At 45.8% G+C, this 18,316-nt stretch carries 14 protein-coding genes; 5 read left to right on the forward strand and 9 right to left on the reverse strand.

Features of this window, described 5'->3' with window-relative positions:
- Positions 1-51: 51 nt before the first annotated feature.
- The 5 genes from LYZ37_RS00275 to glnA form a co-directional block, all read right to left on the reverse strand.
- Complete coding sequence (locus tag LYZ37_RS00275; RefSeq protein ID WP_272786038.1) at positions 52-2,592, reverse strand: bifunctional diguanylate cyclase/phosphodiesterase; 2,541 nt, start codon at positions 2,590-2,592, stop codon at positions 52-54.
- 167 nt (positions 2,593-2,759) lie between these two features.
- On the reverse strand, positions 2,760-4,163 hold the full coding sequence (glnG, locus tag LYZ37_RS00280; RefSeq protein ID WP_272786039.1) for a nitrogen regulation protein NR(I): 1,404 nt from the start codon (positions 4,161-4,163) through the stop codon (positions 2,760-2,762).
- A 34-nt stretch (positions 4,164-4,197) separates the two neighbouring features.
- Positions 4,198-5,187, reverse strand: a complete 990-nt coding sequence (gene glnL / locus LYZ37_RS00285) for a nitrogen regulation protein NR(II) (protein ID WP_408068351.1) — start codon at positions 5,185-5,187, stop codon at positions 4,198-4,200.
- 168 nt (positions 5,188-5,355) lie between these two features.
- Positions 5,356-5,922, reverse strand: a complete 567-nt coding sequence (locus LYZ37_RS00290) for a DUF4124 domain-containing protein (RefSeq protein WP_272786040.1) — start codon at positions 5,920-5,922, stop codon at positions 5,356-5,358.
- A 128-nt stretch (positions 5,923-6,050) separates the two neighbouring features.
- A complete protein-coding gene (glnA, locus tag LYZ37_RS00295) occupies positions 6,051-7,460 on the reverse strand; it encodes a glutamate--ammonia ligase (protein WP_004749011.1) in 1,410 nt (469 codons plus the stop codon).
- A gap of 491 nt (positions 7,461-7,951) precedes the next feature.
- On the opposite strand from glnA, the gene typA reads away from it, so the two are divergent.
- On the forward strand, positions 7,952-9,781 hold the full coding sequence (typA, locus tag LYZ37_RS00300; protein WP_272786041.1) for a translational GTPase TypA: 1,830 nt from the start codon (positions 7,952-7,954) through the stop codon (positions 9,779-9,781).
- A gap of 77 nt (positions 9,782-9,858) precedes the next feature.
- Positions 9,859-10,401, forward strand: a complete 543-nt coding sequence (locus LYZ37_RS00305; RefSeq protein ID WP_272786042.1) for an AAA family ATPase — start codon at positions 9,859-9,861, stop codon at positions 10,399-10,401.
- 31 nt (positions 10,402-10,432) lie between these two features.
- On the opposite strand, the gene LYZ37_RS00310 is transcribed toward LYZ37_RS00305, so the two are convergent.
- Positions 10,433-11,074 carry a DUF2959 domain-containing protein gene (locus tag LYZ37_RS00310; RefSeq protein WP_069667706.1) on the reverse strand — a complete coding sequence of 214 codons (642 nt, stop codon included), beginning with the start codon at positions 11,072-11,074 and terminating at the stop codon, positions 10,433-10,435.
- A gap of 35 nt (positions 11,075-11,109) precedes the next feature.
- Between LYZ37_RS00310 and LYZ37_RS00315 the strand changes: the two genes are divergently transcribed.
- Genes LYZ37_RS00315 through LYZ37_RS00325 form a run of 3 tightly spaced genes read left to right on the forward strand, consistent with a single transcriptional unit; the run spans position 11,110 to position 13,441 of the window.
- Positions 11,110-12,051, forward strand: coding sequence for a virulence factor BrkB family protein (locus LYZ37_RS00315; protein WP_420794620.1), 942 nt, complete (start codon positions 11,110-11,112; stop codon positions 12,049-12,051).
- On the forward strand, positions 12,023-12,457 hold the full coding sequence (gene dtd / locus LYZ37_RS00320; RefSeq protein ID WP_069667708.1) for a D-aminoacyl-tRNA deacylase: 435 nt from the start codon (positions 12,023-12,025) through the stop codon (positions 12,455-12,457). The genes LYZ37_RS00315 and dtd overlap by 29 nt, the downstream gene beginning before the upstream one ends.
- A 48-nt stretch (positions 12,458-12,505) precedes the next feature.
- Positions 12,506-13,441: a bifunctional GNAT family N-acetyltransferase/hotdog fold thioesterase gene (locus LYZ37_RS00325; protein ID WP_272786044.1), complete on the forward strand. Its 936-nt coding sequence runs from the start codon at positions 12,506-12,508 to the stop codon at positions 13,439-13,441.
- On the opposite strand, the gene LYZ37_RS00330 is transcribed toward LYZ37_RS00325, so the two are convergent.
- The 3 genes from LYZ37_RS00330 to hslO form a co-directional block, all read right to left on the reverse strand.
- Positions 13,399-15,357, reverse strand: a complete 1,959-nt coding sequence (locus tag LYZ37_RS00330; protein ID WP_272786046.1) for an AsmA family protein — start codon at positions 15,355-15,357, stop codon at positions 13,399-13,401. The two genes, LYZ37_RS00325 and LYZ37_RS00330, sit on opposite strands and share 43 nt — an antisense overlap.
- A gap of 114 nt (positions 15,358-15,471) precedes the next feature.
- Positions 15,472-17,103, reverse strand: coding sequence for a phosphoenolpyruvate carboxykinase (ATP) (gene pckA, locus LYZ37_RS00335; RefSeq protein ID WP_004746111.1), 1,632 nt, complete (start codon positions 17,101-17,103; stop codon positions 15,472-15,474).
- A gap of 337 nt (positions 17,104-17,440) precedes the next feature.
- Positions 17,441-18,316, reverse strand: coding sequence for an Hsp33 family molecular chaperone HslO (gene hslO / locus LYZ37_RS00340; RefSeq protein WP_272786047.1), 876 nt, complete (start codon positions 18,314-18,316; stop codon positions 17,441-17,443).

Genomic DNA, 18,316 nt, shown 5'->3' on the forward strand with positions numbered 1-18,316 from the left:
AAAAGATATGATTATCAATACAACTTGGAGCGTTGCTTCTCAAGAAGGGCTTTATTTTATGTTAACTAGATTGCTTGGCCATTCTTCATAAGGAACAGGTCTGCTGTATAAGAAGCCTTGGCCAAGTGGACAGTTGAGCTTTGATAACAACTTGGCCTGTTCATCCGTTTCAATACCTTCCGCAATAAGTGATACCTTCATTCCTTTCGTCATATTGACAATCGCAGCGACAATCGAGGTATCAAGCTCTTCAGGGTTAAGGTTATTAACGAAAGTGCGATCAATCTTAAGGCAGTTAAAGGGCAGCTTGTGCAAGTAAGCGAGCGAGCTGTAACCAGTACCAAAATCATCAATCGCGATATGAACACCGAGATCACGTATGGCCTGCATGTTCTGAATAGTGACGGGATCGTTGTCAACGATGCGTGATTCAGTAATTTCCAAGGTTAGATTGTTAGCGCTCAATGTCGACTGAGCGAGAACCTTTTGCAACGTTGAAATGAAGTCTGGTTGAGATAGTTGATTTACTGACAGGTTGACGTGTATATGGAACGATGAGTCCCATTTGCCCTCTTTCATCCCTTGAACTGTGTCGTTACAGGCTTGAAGCAGTATCTGTTCGCCAATTGCGCCAATCAGTCCACTTTCTTCTGCAATAGGAATAAAGTCCATTGGCGATACCAAACCAGCAGAAGGGGAGAGCCAACGTGCTAAGGCCTCTGCGCCGACGACTTCTCCAGTCTTAAGGTCAACAAGGGGTTGATAGAAAGGTACAAACTCATTGTGTTCCAATGCATCTTTAATTTTTACCTGCATTAGCGTGCGGTTACGAGAAATATCCGCCATTTCAGGTCGATAGTGACTGATATTGGTAATATCTTGCTTAGCGTTGCTCAGGGCGATACTGCCGTTTCTGAGCCACAGAGTCATGTTTTCATTCGGTCCATGATCAACAATACCGATTGATACACTGACAACAACGCTTTCTTGCTCCATGACAAAAGGAGAGGCGAATGTATTTAGAACTCGATTTGCGGTTTGAAGGGAGCTTTCACCATTTTGTTGTTCGGGTATATAAATGGCGAACTCATCTCCGCCAATTCGTGCTAAGTAATGCTCACCAGTGAATACTGATTTGAGACGTCGCGAAATAGTAATCAGTAGCTGATCACCTTGATAATGACCTAGGCTGTCATTGATATCTCTAAACTTATTGATACCAACCAGCATCAGTGCGCCATTTAGAGCAGGAAGTTTGTCACAGGTATCTATCAAACCTTCTCGACTATAAAGTTTGGTTAAAGAGTCGTAGAGAAGCTGAGAGCGAAGCGCTCTGAACGAAGCTTTAAGGTTATTTGCCATCTCATTAAAGGCGTAAACCAGCATGGTTGTTTCGTAAATACTCCCGGGCTTTGGCATATGACTATCCCAATCCCCTTTCGCTAAACGCTTAGCTGCTGCTGCTGTCGATGTGATTGGCGCGACGATACGGTTGAAAGCGACCAGACCTAAACCTATCCCGATAAAACTGGCAATGACACCAATTATCCAGCTATTTCTTTGGCTTTCAGGAAGTTTACCCAATAAGTGATTTTCTGAAATGGCGACGCCGATATACCACTTCAATCCATGTTCGTCAGTGTAAGGGGTAAAATGATTGAAGTAGCGCTCACCTTCAATATCAAGCGTGTACCTTTGAGTCTCGCTTTTCTGATGCAGTTGGTGAGATGAGAAATAGTCAGCGTTAGCTTTGACGATAGGATCTGAGCTTTCGGTAGCAAGCAGCCGTTCACCTTTCTTACTTTGTGGTGTACCCCAAGAGACAATTCGCCCACTGGTCGACTGGGCGACAACACGATTCTTATCGTCGACGATGTAGAGCACGGCATTGGTTTTTTGTTGTTGAGCTTTTAGAAAGGTATTGAAGGTATCGATTTTGATGTCCGTGACGACAACACCTTGAAAAACTTGGTCGTAAAAGACCGGTGTTAATGCCGAGAGAGTGATTTCTTGTCTCTCATCCGCGTTGGCATATATCGATGACCACATGGGCACTAGACTTTTGGCAACAGGTGCATACCAAGGACGAATCCGTGGATCGTAACCTTCAAATACTGAGCGAATATCTTCACTGATTACCTGTCCACGGTAAATGACAAGCTTTCCGTCAGTGCGGTCATCTTGCACCATTAGGGTATAACCTTTATTCGGCTCCTTGCGAAAGCCGATATACTCAGCACTTTCTCCGCCAAAACCAATCACATCAAGTTGTGGGAAATTGTTGTAGAGGTTCCGAAATGAGGTAAGCAAATACTGCTCAATCACTGTAGTGTCACCCGGAGTATAGAGTCGATTGAAACCTATGGAGTGGCTCAAAGCTAAGCTTGCTTGAAAGGGTTCGTCTAGAAAACTGTGAAGTTCGAGGTTAACGTTGTCGGTCAGGGCAGTGAGCTGCTTGTCACTGATATCTACTACCATCTCTTCGTAACTATTTTTTTGAACAGTGACGATCACGCCTATGGTGAAGATAAAAATCATCACAAACGGTAGTACTACGGCGGTTCTAAGAGTGATTTGAGTGGTCGCTGACATCCGTGTTCTTCTGCTGATACAGTACTCTGAATTTATTCTTGTATTAAATGCGAGCGAGTGTATTGATTAAAAAGTAGGTGATTTATCCTTATTATTCAAGCTAATGAGTTTAGCCGTGTTGATTAAATCACCTCTATTTCAATCAAGTTGTGACGTTTGTTCCAGTGTTAATAGAGCTCCTTGAGCTTACGTGTCAGTGTATTGCGTCCCCAACCTAGTACTTTTGCTGCATCTTGCTTATGCCCGTTGGTGTGCTCCAACGCCGCTTCCAAAAGTATACGTTCAAATTCAGGAAGTGCATAAGAAAGTAGTTCTGTATCGCCTTGTGTGAGAGAACTTTTTGCCCATGTTGCGAGTTGTTGTTGCCAAGAGCCTGAAGTGGACACATCGTTGTGTGCCTTTTCTTCAAGCAGTTCTGTGGGAAGATCGGCAGGTAAAACTTCAGTACCGCTCGCCATAACCGTTAACCAGCGACAGATGTTTTCTAGTTGACGGACATTGCCTGGCCAATCTAAGCGGTTGAGTGTTTCGACTGTGCTTGGATGAAGCGTTTTTACATCGACGCCAAGTTCTTCTGCGGCAAGAGCGAGGAAATGTAGCGTGAGCTTTTCAATATCTTGTTTGCGCTCTCTTAACGCAGGGATCTGGATGCGAATAACATTGAGGCGGTGAAACAAATCTTCACGGAAATCGCCTTTATGCACCAACTTTTCGAGATTTTGGTGGGTTGCTGCGACAATTCTTACATCGACTTTAATTGGCGAGTGGCCGCCAACACGGTAAAACTGACCATCGGCAAGAACACGCAGCAATCGCGTTTGGATATCAAGCGGCATGTCACCAATCTCATCCAAGAATAGAGTACCGCCATTGGCTTGTTCAAAACGGCCTTGGCGAACGCTATTGGCGCCAGTAAATGCCCCTTTTTCATGACCAAACAACTCAGACTCGATTAAGTCTTTCGGTATCGCGGCCATATTCAAGGCGATAAAAGGCTTGCTGGCTCTTGGGCTGTGGCGATGAAGGGCATGAGCGACCAGTTCTTTACCAGTACCTGATTCTCCATTGATCAGCACAGAGATAGACGAACGCGACAAACGACCGATAGCGCGAAACACTTCTTGCATCGCGGGCGCTTCACCAATGATTTCTGGTGGTGTGTAGTTATCGTCAGCAAGAGAAGCCTGTTCTTGTTTTTGTTCTTGGCTATGGGTAATGGCGCGCTCAACCAAAGTCAGCGTTTCATCAACATCAAATGGCTTAGGCAAATACTCAAATGCCCCTTTCTGATAAGCATTCACGGCTGCATCGAGATCGGAGTGGGCAGTCATAATGATGACAGGTAATTCAGGCGAGCGTTCATGGACTTGCTTAAGGAGCTCAATGCCGTCAATACCAGGCATGCGTATATCGGAAACAAGCACATCAGGTGTTTCACGTTCAAGCGCCATCAGCACGCTCTCTGCATCAGCAAAGGTTTCACACTTGATATTGGCAGATGATAGGGTCTTCTCCATGACCCAGCGAATGGAGCTGTCGTCATCGACCACCCAAACATATCCTTTACTCATATTGTTTTCCTTACAGCAATGCCACTAATGATGTTTAAATAGGTAAATAAATCGTAAATGTTGTTCTACCTGGCCAACTCTCTACATCAATTTTACCTTGATGTTGGTCGATCAGATTTTGTGCAATCGAAAGCCCAAGTCCTGTTCCGCCCTCGCGGCCACTGACCATTGGGTAAAACAGCGTGTCTTGTAAGTCGGCTGGAATACCCGGTCCATTGTCGATAATTTCGATACGGGCGGCTAATTTGCATCTCTGGCCATGTATGTTGGCTTGATGCACCGTTCTGGTGCGAATGGTGATTTGGCTATTCGATTGGTTTTTTAGTATGTGTCCAGCATTGCTAACAATGTTAAGCAGTGCTTGTTCTATCTGATCCGCATCCATTAAGATTTCTGGCAAGCTCGGATCATAGTCTCGTTCAATCGTGACACTTTGATTGACTTCAAGGTCGACAAGCTGGCGAACTTTTTCCAAAATCAGATGCAGATTCTCTGGTTGTTTCTTACCGGGTTTTTGCGGGCCCAACAATCTGTCGACTAACGCGCGAAGTCGGTCTGCTTGTTCAATAATTATCTGGGTATATTCCGCTAAGCTTGGGTCTGGCAAGGTTCGCTCAAGCAGTTGTGCCGCTCCTCTCAACCCTCCTAGAGGATTCTTTATTTCATGGGCTAATCCGCGCACCAGAAGCTTAGCTGCTTGTTGCTGCGCATGCTGATTGAGCTCTTGAGATAAACGGCGCTGTTGGCCAATCTTTCTCATCTCGACTAGCAGCATTAACTCTTTTTTCCATGAGATAGGGCTAACGGTGACTTCTAACATCAGAGGCTTACCATCAACCACGAAAGTTACGTCACTATCTGTGATGCTTTGGCCGCTTTGCAAAGGCTGAGAGAGCAATGCCAGATCCATCGAGGCGTGCTGAATTAAGTGGGAAAGAGGGTGGTCAACGATGCGCTTAGCGCTTTGGGAAAAAAGCTGCTCTGCGGCTGGGTTGGCGTATTTGACTAGCAGCGATTCGTTCATGATCAAAATTGCCGTGACTTGATGATTTAAAATAATGTCGTTGAGTTCGCTATCCACTGCTTTTGCCCCATCCTTGAACTTGAATTGTGCAATGCACCAATATGGTGCGTTAAGTAATTCAAGTATGGCGCATTGAATGTGAGAACTGAAGTGAAAACAGTGAAAGTCCTAGGAATTAGGGCTTGGTTTCACTGATTTGATGGTTGCTCGCAGTAAATGCACCGTTATAGGTTGAGACGATGCAATAAGCTTGCCGTCTCTAAATGCTTGAATGCTCAATGAGTGTTGACCCCGATCGAGGTTTTTTAACTGCCAATTGGGCTGAGTGTTAAGGTCGCCATAATTAACCCCGTTGACAATAAGTTGTAGTTGCTCATTAGGGGCAAGTTTACGGTTGAGCGTCGCTTTAACCTGTAGCGAGCCGTTATTGCTTCTTACCGCTGAGTCTGGCTCTGGCACGGTAATGTTTACTTCCAGTGGTGTCGTTACTGAAGGTGAGGGAGTTTGCTGTTGTTCTAGATTGTGCTGACCCAAAGTTTGGCTTTCTCTTTGTTGATCTGAAGGAACAGTTATTGGTTCATGCTGAGGAAGGGTAATCGCACTGGCCGTGTTTTCGGGCTGTGCGTCACTGAAATGACGAGTACCATCGTCATCAACCCAGGTATATACAGTTTGAGCTGCTGCTATGGCAGTGAAGAGTAGACTAGTTGTGAGAGCGAGTCGAAGTGGGCGCATAACCGTTCCTGATTTGATGTCACAGTCATGGTATCAGGCGCATTAAACGGCATAGAAACAAAAAGGCTCACCTGCGAGGTGAGCCTTAGTTTTATGTAACCCGACGCGTTAGCGCGTACTAAAGTTGATTATACAGAGTAGTACAATTCGAACTCTAGTGGGTGAGTTGTCATGTTTACTTTCTCTACGTCTTGAGACTTAAGATCGATGTAAGAGTCGATGAAGTCGTCAGAGAATACGCCGCCAGCTGTTAGGAACTCACGGTCAGCGTCTAGACACTCTAGGGCTTCTTTTAGTGAGTAAGCAACAGTTGGGATTTCAGCTGCTTCTTCTGCTGGTAGGTCGTAAAGGTCTTTATCCATTGCTTCACCTGGGTGGATCTTGTTCTTGATACCGTCAAGACCAGCCATAAGCATTGCAGCGAAACATAGGTATGGGTTCGCAGATGGATCACCGAAGCGTAGCTCGATACGACGTGCTTTAGGGCTTGGTACCACTGGGATACGGATAGAAGCAGAACGGTTACGTGCTGAGTAAGCAAGCATAACTGGCGCTTCGAAGCCTGGTACAAGACGCTTGTACGAGTTAGTTGATGCGTTAGCAAATGCGTTGATTGCTTTAGCGTGCTTGATAACGCCACCGATGTAGTAAAGTGCCATTTCAGATAGGCCGCCGTACTTGTCACCAGCGAATAGGTTAACACCGTCTTTCGCTAGAGATTGGTGAACGTGCATACCAGAGCCGTTGTCACCAACAAGTGGTTTAGGCATGAATGTCGCTGTTTTACCAAATGCGTGAGCAACGTTGTGTACCACGTACTTGTAAACTTGGATTTCGTCCGCTTTCGCCGTTAGCGTGTTAAAGCGAGTTGCGATTTCGTTCTGACCCGCAGTTGCTACTTCGTGGTGGTGCGCTTCTACTACTTGGCCCATCTCTTCTAGGATTAGACACATTGCGCTACGGATGTCTTGAGAAGAATCCACTGGTGCTACTGGGAAGTAACCACCTTTCACGCCCGGACGGTGACCTTTGTTACCGCCTTCGATGTCTGAACCTGTGTTCCAAGCTGCTTCGATATCGTCAATCTTAAAGAAAGAACCAGACATGTCAGTTGCGAACTTAACGTCATCAAATAGGAAGAACTCTGGCTCTGGACCAACAAGTACTGTATCAGCGATACCAGTAGCGCGTAGGTAGTCTTCAGCGCGTTTTGCGATTGAGCGAGGGTCACGGTCGTAGCCTTGCATTGTTGCAGGCTCAAGGATGTCACAACGAACGTTTAGCGTTGCATCTTCAGTGAACGGGTCAAGTACAGCAGATGATGCGTCAGGCATCATTACCATGTCTGATTCGTTGATGCCTTTCCAGCCAGCAACTGATGAACCGTCAAACATTTTACCTTCTTCAAAGAAGTCTGCGTCAACTTGGTGTGCAGGGATAGATACGTGCTGCTCTTTACCTTTAGTGTCGGTAAAGCGTAGGTCAACAAACTTAACTTCGTTTTCTTGGATCAGAGATAGAACGTTTTCTACTGACATCTTGGATAACCTCCAGTGTTATTAAAGCGGTTTAGCTCGATTCGGTTTATGAAATCCAGCATTGATTAATTTCATTTCAATCGTATTAATCGATGCTATTTCTCTTAAAGCCAAAAGCGTGCCAAAAAAATTAATCCATTAATTTCAATAAGTTAGCGGTTTTGGTGTTAATTTGGTGCAGCTCTTTGCACCAAAATGATCTGCCTTTGCACTTAAATGGTGCATCTGGGGTGTGTTGCACCAAGATAAGACAAAATCGACATTCATTCAGCCGAGTTTTCGACCGCATGTCAATGGGGATTTCCCTTTACTCGGAGTGAGCTTGCGTTTCATCAATAAAAAATTCGTCTAAATGGAGCGAATCAGATCACATATTTCTGGGTTTTTCGCTAGAATCTGGTACATTACGGTCGTTTTTTTAATCAAATAGGCAGTGCTCATTAAATGTTCAATTTAAGAGGGTTGCTTCTTTTATAAGTGAATCAAAATCCATGGCTACTCCACAGATTGATAATTTAAGAAATATCGCGATCATCGCGCACGTTGACCACGGTAAAACTACACTGGTTGATAAACTACTACAGCAATCAGGTACTTTAGAGTCTCGCGGTGAAGCTGAAGAGCGAGTCATGGACTCGAACGACATCGAGAAAGAGCGTGGTATTACCATTCTTGCTAAAAACACAGCAATTAACTGGAATGATTACCGTATCAACATCGTAGATACTCCGGGACACGCGGACTTCGGTGGTGAAGTAGAACGTATCATGTCGATGGTAGACTCAGTGCTACTTATCGTTGACGCAGTTGACGGCCCAATGCCGCAAACGCGTTTCGTAACGCAAAAAGCCTTTGCTCACGGCCTTAAGCCAATCGTTGTAATCAACAAGATTGACCGTCCAGGCGCGCGCCCTGATTGGGTTATGGACCAAGTATTCGACCTATTCGACAACCTAGGTGCAACTGACGAACAGCTAGACTTTAAAGTGGTTTACGCTTCTGCACTAAACGGTTGGGCATCTCTAGAAGAAGGCGAAACTGGCGAAAACATGGAACCACTGTTCCAAACTATCGTTGAAGAAGTATCTGCACCACAAGTTGACCTAGAAGGTCCACTACAGATGCAAGTTTCTCAGCTAGATTACAGCTCTTACGTTGGCGTTATCGGTGTTGCTCGTGTAACTCGTGGTAGCGTTAAGCCAAACCAACAAGTGACAGTTATCGGTGCTGATGGTAAGACTCGCAACGGTAAAGTGGGTACGGTAATGGGTTACCTAGGTCTAGAGCGTCACGACGTAGATCAAGCGAACGCGGGTGACATCATCGCGATCACTGGTCTTGGTGAGCTAAAGATCTCTGACACTATCTGTGCACAGAACCAAGTTGAAGCGCTACCTGCGCTATCTGTTGATGAGCCAACAGTAACAATGACGTTCCAAGTAAACACTTCTCCATTCGCGGGTAAAGAAGGTAAGTTCGTGACTTCACGTAACATCCTTGAGCGTCTAGAGAAGGAACTGGTACACAACGTTGCACTACGTGTAGAACAGACTGACGATCCAGACAAATTCCGCGTATCAGGTCGTGGTGAACTTCACCTATCTATCCTGATCGAAAACATGCGTCGTGAAGGTTTCGAGCTAGCAGTATCTCGTCCAGAAGTAATCATCAAAGAAGAAGATGGTCAGCTAATGGAACCGTTTGAGACGGTAACTATCGACGTGATGGAAGAGCACCAAGGCGGCATCATGGAGAACATCGGCCTACGTAAAGGTGAGCTGAAAGATATGTCTCCAGATGGCAAAGGCCGTGTACGTATGGACTTCGTAATGCCGTCTCGTGGCCTGATTGGTTTCCAAACTGAGTTCATGACACTGACGTCGGGTTCTGGTCTTCTATACCATACGTTTGATCACTACGGCCCTCACAAAGGCGGTAACATTGGTCAACGTATCAACGGCGTACTGATCGCGAACGCGGCAGGTAAAGCACTAACTAACGCACTGTTTAACCTTCAAGAACGTGGTCGCATGTTCATTGGTCACGGTGTTGAAGTATACGAAGGCATGGTTATCGGTATTCACAGCCGTGACAACGACCTAACAGTAAACGCACTAAAAGGTAAGCAGCTAACTAACGTACGTGCATCTGGTACAGATGACGCACAGGTACTGACTCCGCCAATCATCATGACTCTAGAGCAAGCGCTAGAATTCATCGATGACGACGAGCTAGTAGAAGTTACGCCAGAAAGCATCCGTATCCGTAAGAAGTTCCTAACGGAAAGTGATCGTAAGCGTGAAGCACGTAACGCTAAGTAATCTCACTTAGTTGTTATTCAAGCTTTAAAGCCCTGAGTTGATGCCAACTTGGGGCTTTTGTTTTTTAGGGTATGGAAATGAAACCTATCATAATTACTGGCGGTCCGGGTGCAGGTAAAACAACCTTGCTTGAGGCTTTGGCTGAATATGGCTATGCCACATTTGCTGAGGGATCTCGCGCGCTGATTGAGCAGCAGAGCCAGCTGCCTGATGGTATTTTGCCATGGACAGACTTGCCTAAATTCGCGCGTTTGTGCTTAAGGTTTATGGGTGACCAAAAGCTCACTGCGCAGCAATCACAGGTTGCTTTTATGGATCGAGCCATTCCCGATATTGTTGGTTATCTTAAAGTGGGCGGCTGTGAGGTAGGGCAAGAGTTCCTAGACCAAAGTGCTGGATACCATAATCAGGTGTTTGTCTGCCGACCTGAAACCTCGATTTATGTTCAAGATGCGGTGCGTCCGCATAGTTTTGAAGAGGCACTACAAATCCACCAAGTGCTTGTCGAAACCTATACGGAGCTAGGTTATCAGGTGATTGAAGTGCCATGGGGGACAGTCGCTGAAAGAGTGGCTTTTGTTCGCCAAGTAGTGGACTTAGATACAGGGGCAGAAAGCTAAAACCTCCTCATAAAGAGGAGGCTTTTAAATATTACTTTTGACTTAACTTTTGCAGGAACTTATCCGATTCTGCAATCGCTGCATTCATATCTTGTATTGCGTATTGGATATCTTGCTCCAAGCTCGCGAACTCACCCTGTAGAGAGCCAATCGCACTCGCGTTGAGGTTGTGCTTTAAATAGAGAGTATTGTCGCGCAGTGTATTGAGGACTGGGGTCATTTTGTCTTCTGCGCGCTTCATTGCTGACAACATAGTATTGTATGAGCGCTGAGTCTCTTTAAGTTTTTGTTCACTCGAACGCTTAAGCTTAGTGCTAGTGTAAAGCTTTAGTTCTTCTTGCCACTCGGCAAATAGCGCATCTGAAACATCTTCAATTGCGGCAATGCGGTCACTGACATCTTGCGCGGCTTTTTCACTGTCTTGGTACTTGTCGTTGATCTGGTTGTAGACGGTTTCTAGTTCTCCACCGTCGAAGTTGGTTAGTGCCGAAAGCGCTTCCAGTGCACTAGTAAATTCTTGCTGCGCGTCTTGTTGTGACTGCTTGGCGTCTTCAACACGATCCACCATGATGTCTCGTTTATGGTAGCCTACTTGTTCCATTGCAGAGTAATAGGCTGATTGACACCCTGTTAGGGTAAAAATCGACAATACAATAGCCAGTAAGTACGGCATGATGGTTTCCTTTCCTTTAGAATTAGACTGTTAGGATGACTGAGATAGTAGGGAGTTACAAGTTGAAAATCGAGCCAGTGATTAAGCAAACCGTATTATTTGCGCGCTATCTGCTGACGAGAATGGGTCACGATAGAGTCAATGTTAATGCTGGCTATCTGGCGTACATAACCTTGCTATCAATTGTGCCTATGCTCACCGTGTTGCTATCGGTGTTATCCTCTTTTGCTATTTTTGAAAATGCCGGTACTGCACTGCAAGATTTTGTGATTACCCATTTTGTTCCGGCGGCAGGAGATGCGGTTAAGAATGCTTTGCTGGAGTTTGTCGCCAACACAGGGAAAATGAGTGCTGTCGGTGGTGCTTTCTTGTTTGTTGCGGCTTTAATGCTGATTTCCAACATCGACAAAAACCTTAACTATATTTGGCGTGTCACTGACAAGCGTCGCGCGGTGTTTTCCTTCTCAATGTACTGGATGGTACTGACGCTCGGACCAATACTGGTTGGCGCCAGTATTGCCGCGACTTCTTATGTCACCTCGCTGAAAATTCTTGAGAGTGAGACAATATCAGGCGTCTATAACTTATTGTTACGTTGGCTACCCTTCCTACTGTCATTCTTCGCTTTCGTCGGTTTATATCTATTGGTGCCAAACAAGAAAGTGCGATTCCCTCATGCGGTTGTCGGGGCGATTGTCGCCGCACTGCTGTTTGAGGCGAGTAAGAAAGGATTTGCCGCTTATATTACCGAGTTTCCTTCTTATCAGCTGATTTACGGTGCTTTGGCTGCGATTCCTATCCTGTTTGTTTGGGTCTACTTATGTTGGCTCATTGTTCTAGTTGGTGCTGAGGTGACGGCGGCATTGGGTGAAAGAGAGCAGTGGAGTGAGCAACAAGAAATGGTAAACTCAAGCCAAACTAATATTGAGCCAGACAAAGGAAAGCAGAGTGATAGCACTGATCCAGAGAGTAAGTGAGGCAGCCGTACGCGTAGATGGTGAAGTGGTTGGAGAGATCGACAAAGGTCTACTTGTGCTGCTAGGCGTAGAAAAAGACGATGATGAAGCGAAAGCAAAACGTTTGATGGAGCGTGTAACCACTTACCGAGTGTTTGGTGACGATGAGGACAAGATGAACCTCAACGTGAAACAAGTCGATGGTAAAGTACTGGTGGTCTCCCAATTCACGTTACCTGCTGATACTAAGAAAGGCACAAGAGCTGGATTCTCTCGTGGCGCACACCCTGCGGACGCTGAGCGTTTGTATGAATACTTTGCAGATCGCTGCGCAGAAGTATTACCGACAGAGCGAGGACGCTTTGCGGCAGATATGAAAGTGTCGTTAGTAAATGACGGCCCCGTAACCTTCTGGTTGCAAGTATAATTATAAGGCTAGTGGAGGGGCGCTCTCGCCTCTATAAAAAGGATTTTTATGTTTAAGCTGATCACGCCAAAAACAGATAACCAACTGAATAAGTATTATCACTTTCGTTGGCAAATGTTGCGCGAACCGTGGCGAATGCCGATTGGTTCAGAGCGCGATGAATATGATCCAATGAGTCACCACCGCATGATTGTCGATGGTCGTGGCAGACCAATGGCAATCGGGCGTCTGTACATTACGCCAGACAGTGAAGGTCAAATCCGCTACATGGCGGTTAAAGGTTCTCGTCGTAGTAAAGGCATGGGTTCACTTGTCTTGGTGGCGCTTGAATCTTTGGCGCGTCAGGAGGGGGCAAAGCGCTTAGTGTGTAATGCTCGTGAGGATGCGATCTCCTTTTATGAGAAGAATGGTTTTGAGCGACGCGGTGAACTGACCGACGAGCGTGGCCCGGTGAGACACCAGCAAATGGTCAAGCAGCTTGATCCGATGGCGAATGTACTGCGTAAACCAGAGTGGTGTACTGAGCTTCAAGAGCGATGGGAGCATCAAATCCCGATCAGTGACAAGATGGGCATTAAGATAAACCAATACACTGGCTATCAGTTTGAGTGTGGTGCGCAGCTTAACCCGAACCTCAACCCGCACAATACTATGTTTGCTGGCTCAGCCTTTACGTTAGCAACCCTGACAGGCTGGGGAATGACCTGGCTGCTGATGAAAGAACGCGGCCTAACTGGTGATATTGTGTTGGCAGATAGCCAGATTCGTTACCGACATCCAGTGACGCAAAACCCAGTTGCCTCGACTTCTCTAGATGGTATCAGCGGTGATTTGGATCGTTTGGCGTCAGGACGTAAAGCGCGAATTGTTATTCATGTCACGATTCAGAGTGGCGATCAGGCTGCGGTAGAATTCATCGGTACCTATATGCTCATCCCCGACTATAAGTCTGTGCTTGGTGATGACTCTTCAGCGTCGGTGTAAGCGTTCGCTTCTTGTTCGGCCGTTTCAGGTTTAGTCTTATCGGCCTGGCAAGTCTGCTTAATCACGTTGGCACCATTGAGGATGTCTGACCAAAGTTCAGCGCACTCTTGCTGTGATTTAAACAGCAAGGTCGCAAACTGAGGTTTGGTCAAATCTATTTCACCAGCAACCTGTGAGTGGCTAGTTGGGCTACTGACAGAGATTCTTCCTCGATCAGCAATCATTTTTACAGCCCCTAAATCTAGTGGGTGCAAATACTCTTGTTCACCATCGACACTTTTCGCTGCTAGTGTGGCTTGGTGGAAATAGGTGGTTAACTTTCCTGACAAGCTATGTGACAGCATTGAATAGTCGCCAGATAGGCCTTCAAGTTCAACTTCTGCTTCTGCCAGTCCGGTGAGAGAAAATGGCAGTGCTTGCTCTAGCAAATAATGTTCTAGGGGTAGACCATCGGCATGGAGTGTTAGCTGCCACGGCGCGCTTAAGGTACTTCTATCCCAAATACCGTTGGCTTCTATGTAGCCTTGTTCTAGCGGAATAAAGGCGCGATCTAAGGTGAGTTTGTTATTGCTAGCATGTGCGGTCAGGTGGGCCTGTGTGGTGAGTAGCTTATCTATGCTGGCCGCATTGGCGCTTATCTCTATTTTTCCTTCTAACAGACCGTATTGGTCTTGCTCAATTAGCGTCAGCTCAGAGCCTTCAATATTCAAACCTGAGACTTGCCAGTATGGTTGCTTTTCAACTTGGATAAACTGAGCGTTTTCAACCTCTAGTTGGTTAATTGCTAGGTGCTGTAGGGAAGCGGTGACCTTTTTAATACTGGGTATTAGCTGCTCGGTTTGTTCAAGCCATTTAATGCCGTCAAGTTTGAGCTGCGACAGTGAGATACTCTGTGGTGAAACTGCGCCTTGGAGTTGCACTCGTCCTTGTTTGAAGTCGGCGTCGAACTCTTCAATACCAATTTGGTTAGAATTGAAAGCGAGCTTTGCTCTTGGAGAGAAAAGCTGCAATTCTCCGTTGCCAATGCTTTCGGCGTTAAATGAAGCATAGCCAGTCTGTTGTTGCCACATAGTCTGAGTAAGGTCGAGATCCTCTAGTGAGGCATCAAGGTGTTCAAAGCGCCAATGGCGATAGTTAAACGAGCTATTAAGAATATCTAAGCTGTTGATGTGGTAGATCGGCAGATTAAGGTTACCCAGTGTGGTTGAAAGCGTTTCTATCTGGCTCGAAAGTGGCAACTTTAGTTGGTCGATGGTGACGTTAATTAATGACCAACCTTGCGGGTACTGCTCTGCTTGTCCGGAAATATTCGCTCCGCGCCAATTAAAAGAACTGCCAAATATTGTGCTGTTGGCGGCTTGGTAACGCATATCGATGAGCAAGTTATCAAGAGCTTCTCCTTGCATGTAAAGTTGCTCAACAGATAGCTGGATATCGCCATAAGGTAGCCCGTTTTGATCGCTGTGCCACACTGGGTTTTCTATCTGCATATTCACGCCACGAGCTGACCATTTATTGCCACTGATATCGACATGTTTAAACGCTAGCTGGTGGAGCTTAACTTGTTCGAAAAGGGGAGATTCAAGTTCATTCAGGTCTAAACTTGCCCCTTCGACTAAAATAGAGTCGAAGCTTAGTTTGCCTTGCTGCCAAGGGAATTGGCTCAGCCATAAAGTGAGTTTAGGGAGCTGGATCGCCTTGTTGTCATGTTGCAGTTCAACGTCGTTTAACGTCAGTTGGAATGGAGGAGAATATTCAGCGTGGGTGGTTTCGAGTTGATAAGGCGTCAGGGTATTAATAAAAGTGGTGACGAGTTTTGCGGCATAGCTGGTTTGCATGACCGTATACAACGCAACTAAGGATAGAGTGATGGTACTGACCACTAGAATAGTAAGCAGCAAGAGTGCTTTTTTCACGTTGAATCACTTTCCCTCGTCGATAGATGCTACTAGCTTGGAACACTTTTTCTTTTCAGGCAACAAAAAGCCCCTCAATAGAGGGGCTTAGCTAAACAATTTCCAAGCAGGTCACTAATCTAGCTGAGGTCCAGCAGCAACCAGTGATTTACCTTCGTCATTGTCAGTGTACTTATCAAAGTTGTTGATGAAGCGCTCTGCTAGGTCTTTCGCTTTGCTTTCCCATTGTAGTGGGTCAGTGTAAGTATCACGAGGATCTAGGATTGCAGGATCAACGTCATGCAATGCCGTTGGTACTTCTAGGTTAAAGATTGGAATATGCTTGGTTTCTGCGTTCTCAATCGAGCCGTCTAGGATTGCATCAATGATGCCGCGAGTATCTTGAATTGAGATACGTTTACCGCTGCCATTCCAGCCTGTATTGACTAGGTAAGCTTCAGCACCCGCTGCTTCCATACGCTTAACCAGAACTTCTGCATATTTTGTTGGGTGCAGCGTTAAGAACGCAGCACCAAAACAGGCTGAGAAGGTTGGTGTTGGCTCAGTAATACCACGCTCTGTACCCGCTAGCTTAGCAGTAAAGCCAGATAGGAAGTGGTACTTAGTTTGCTCTGGAGTCAGCTTAGACACTGGTGGTAGTACGCCAAACGCATCAGCAGATAGGAAGATAACCTTGTTTGCATGGCCTGCTTTCGATACTGGCTTAACGATGTTCTCAATGTGTTCGATTGGGTAAGAAACACGGGTGTTCTCGGTTTTAGAACCGTCATCGAAGTCGATTGAACCGTCGCTACGTACTGTGACGTTCTCTAGTAGAGCATCGCGACGAATCGCATTGTAGATGTCTGGCTCAGCTTCTTTAGATAGCTTGATGGTTTTCGCGTAACAGCCACCCTCGAAATTGAAGATACCGTCATCATCCCAGCCGTGCTCATCATCGCCGATTAGCTCACGTTTAGGGTCGGTAGATAGTGTGGTTTTGCCTGTACCAGATAGGCCGAAGAACACAGCAACATCGCCGTTTTCTTTACACTTGTTGGCGCTACAGTGCATAGAAGCAATATCTTTAAGAGGAAGGAAGTAGTTCATCATTGCGAACATGCCTTTCTTCATCTCACCGCCGTACCAAGTACCGCCAATAAGCTGCATGCGTTCAGTCAGGTTAAATACCGTGAAGTTTTCAGAGTTGAGGCCGTGTTCTTCCCATTTCTGGTTAGTACATTTCGCACCGTTCATGACCACGAAATCAGGTTCGAAGGTGGCTAGCTCTTTTTCAGATGGGCGGATGAACATGTTCTTCACGAAGTGCGCTTGCCACGCTACTTCAGTGATAACACGAATGCTTAAACGAGTGTCTGGGTTGGCACCACAGTAACCGTCAATGACGAAAACACGTTTGCCTGACAGCTGATTAGTGACGAGCTGTTTAAGATCATTCCATACCGCTTGATCAATAGGTTTATTGTCGTTTTTCACCGCGTCGGATGTCCACCACATATGTTCTTCTGTAGTTGCGTCTTTTACGATGTACTTATCTTTTGGTGAGCGTCCAGTAAAAATACCGGTATCAACAGCGACTGCGCCTAGCTCGGTGACCACGCCTTTTTCATAGCCTTCCAGATCCGCGCGAGTTTCTTCTTCGAACAACATCTCGTAGCTTGGGTTACGAATAACCTCTTTAACGTTTTGAAGCCCGTGTTTGGTAAGATCGATTGTTGCAGCCTTTGTATGTTCCATAACGGTCATAGGTGCTCCTTATAGGAATATTTTGTAGGGATTTTGTAATGATTTTTTAATTTTTATCTGCTCACCATGCTAGCAATGGGCCTCGTAGAAAACAGGGATATAGCTCAAAAAATACCCGTGTTTTTAGTGGGGTTTTAAGCGACACATCACATATTGGTGGAGTTAGTTTATCGTGTGCGCAAAGCTTTGCGCTAGAGCAAAATAATTATTAATTGATAAAAATTAACAGGTTAATTTATTACGGCTAAGGCTAGGTATTGCGGGGGATTGATCACAAAAAGGCCAGCGTGCGCTGGCCTTTTGAAGGGTAAATTACAGTCTTGCTATGCTGTAAAAATTAATGCAGTGTTTTGTTGCCTGAATCTGTTTGATTGAACAGCTCAGATACCTGTGCTTCGTCGAACGTATAGTTCGTGCCGCAGTAATCACAATGTAAAGAAATTGAACCAACCTCAGCCAAAATGTCATTTATTTCCGCACGGTCGATGGTAACAATCGCTGCGCCACTGCGCTCACGAGAACAGCCACAGAAGAACTCGACGGCTTGCGGATCAAACAGACGAACTTTTTCTTGGTTGTAGAGACGGTAAAGCAATTCGTTCGCTTCAAGGCTAAACAGCTCTTCATCTTTTACTGTATCTGTCAGCTGCTCTAAGTGCTCAAAGTCTTCTGGTGTACCAGTACCGTCAGGCATAACCTGAATTAGCATACCTGCCGCACGCTGTTGGCCTTCGTGCTCACCAGTACGCAGCCAGATGCGAGTTTTAAGCTGCTCTGAGTTGGCAAAGTAGCTTTCTAGGATTTCAGATAAGTTGTCGCCGTCTAGGCCAACGATACCTTGGTAGCGTTCACCTTTCTTAGGGTCGATGGTAATCACCAGATGGCCTTTACCCATCATGTCATGAATAGTCGCGTTATCTGCGATATCACCATCCCAACGAGCAACACCACGGATTTTCTGATCGTGATCGCCATTGATAACGGCCAGTGATACCGGGCCATCACCTTGCAGTTGCATAGTGATAGAACCTTCAAACTTTAACGTTGCCGTTAATAAGGTGGTTGAAACCAATAGCTCACCAAGCAGCTTTTGTAGTGGTGCTGGGTATTCCTTGCTAGAAACAATACGTTGGTAAGCGTCATCCAATTGTACCAACTCACCACGAACTGAAAGATCTTCAAATAAGTAGCGGTTCAAAACATTGCTTGCCAT

Source organism: Vibrio tubiashii, from assembly GCF_028551255.1.
Lineage (GTDB): Bacteria > Pseudomonadota > Gammaproteobacteria > Enterobacterales > Vibrionaceae > Vibrio > Vibrio tubiashii_B.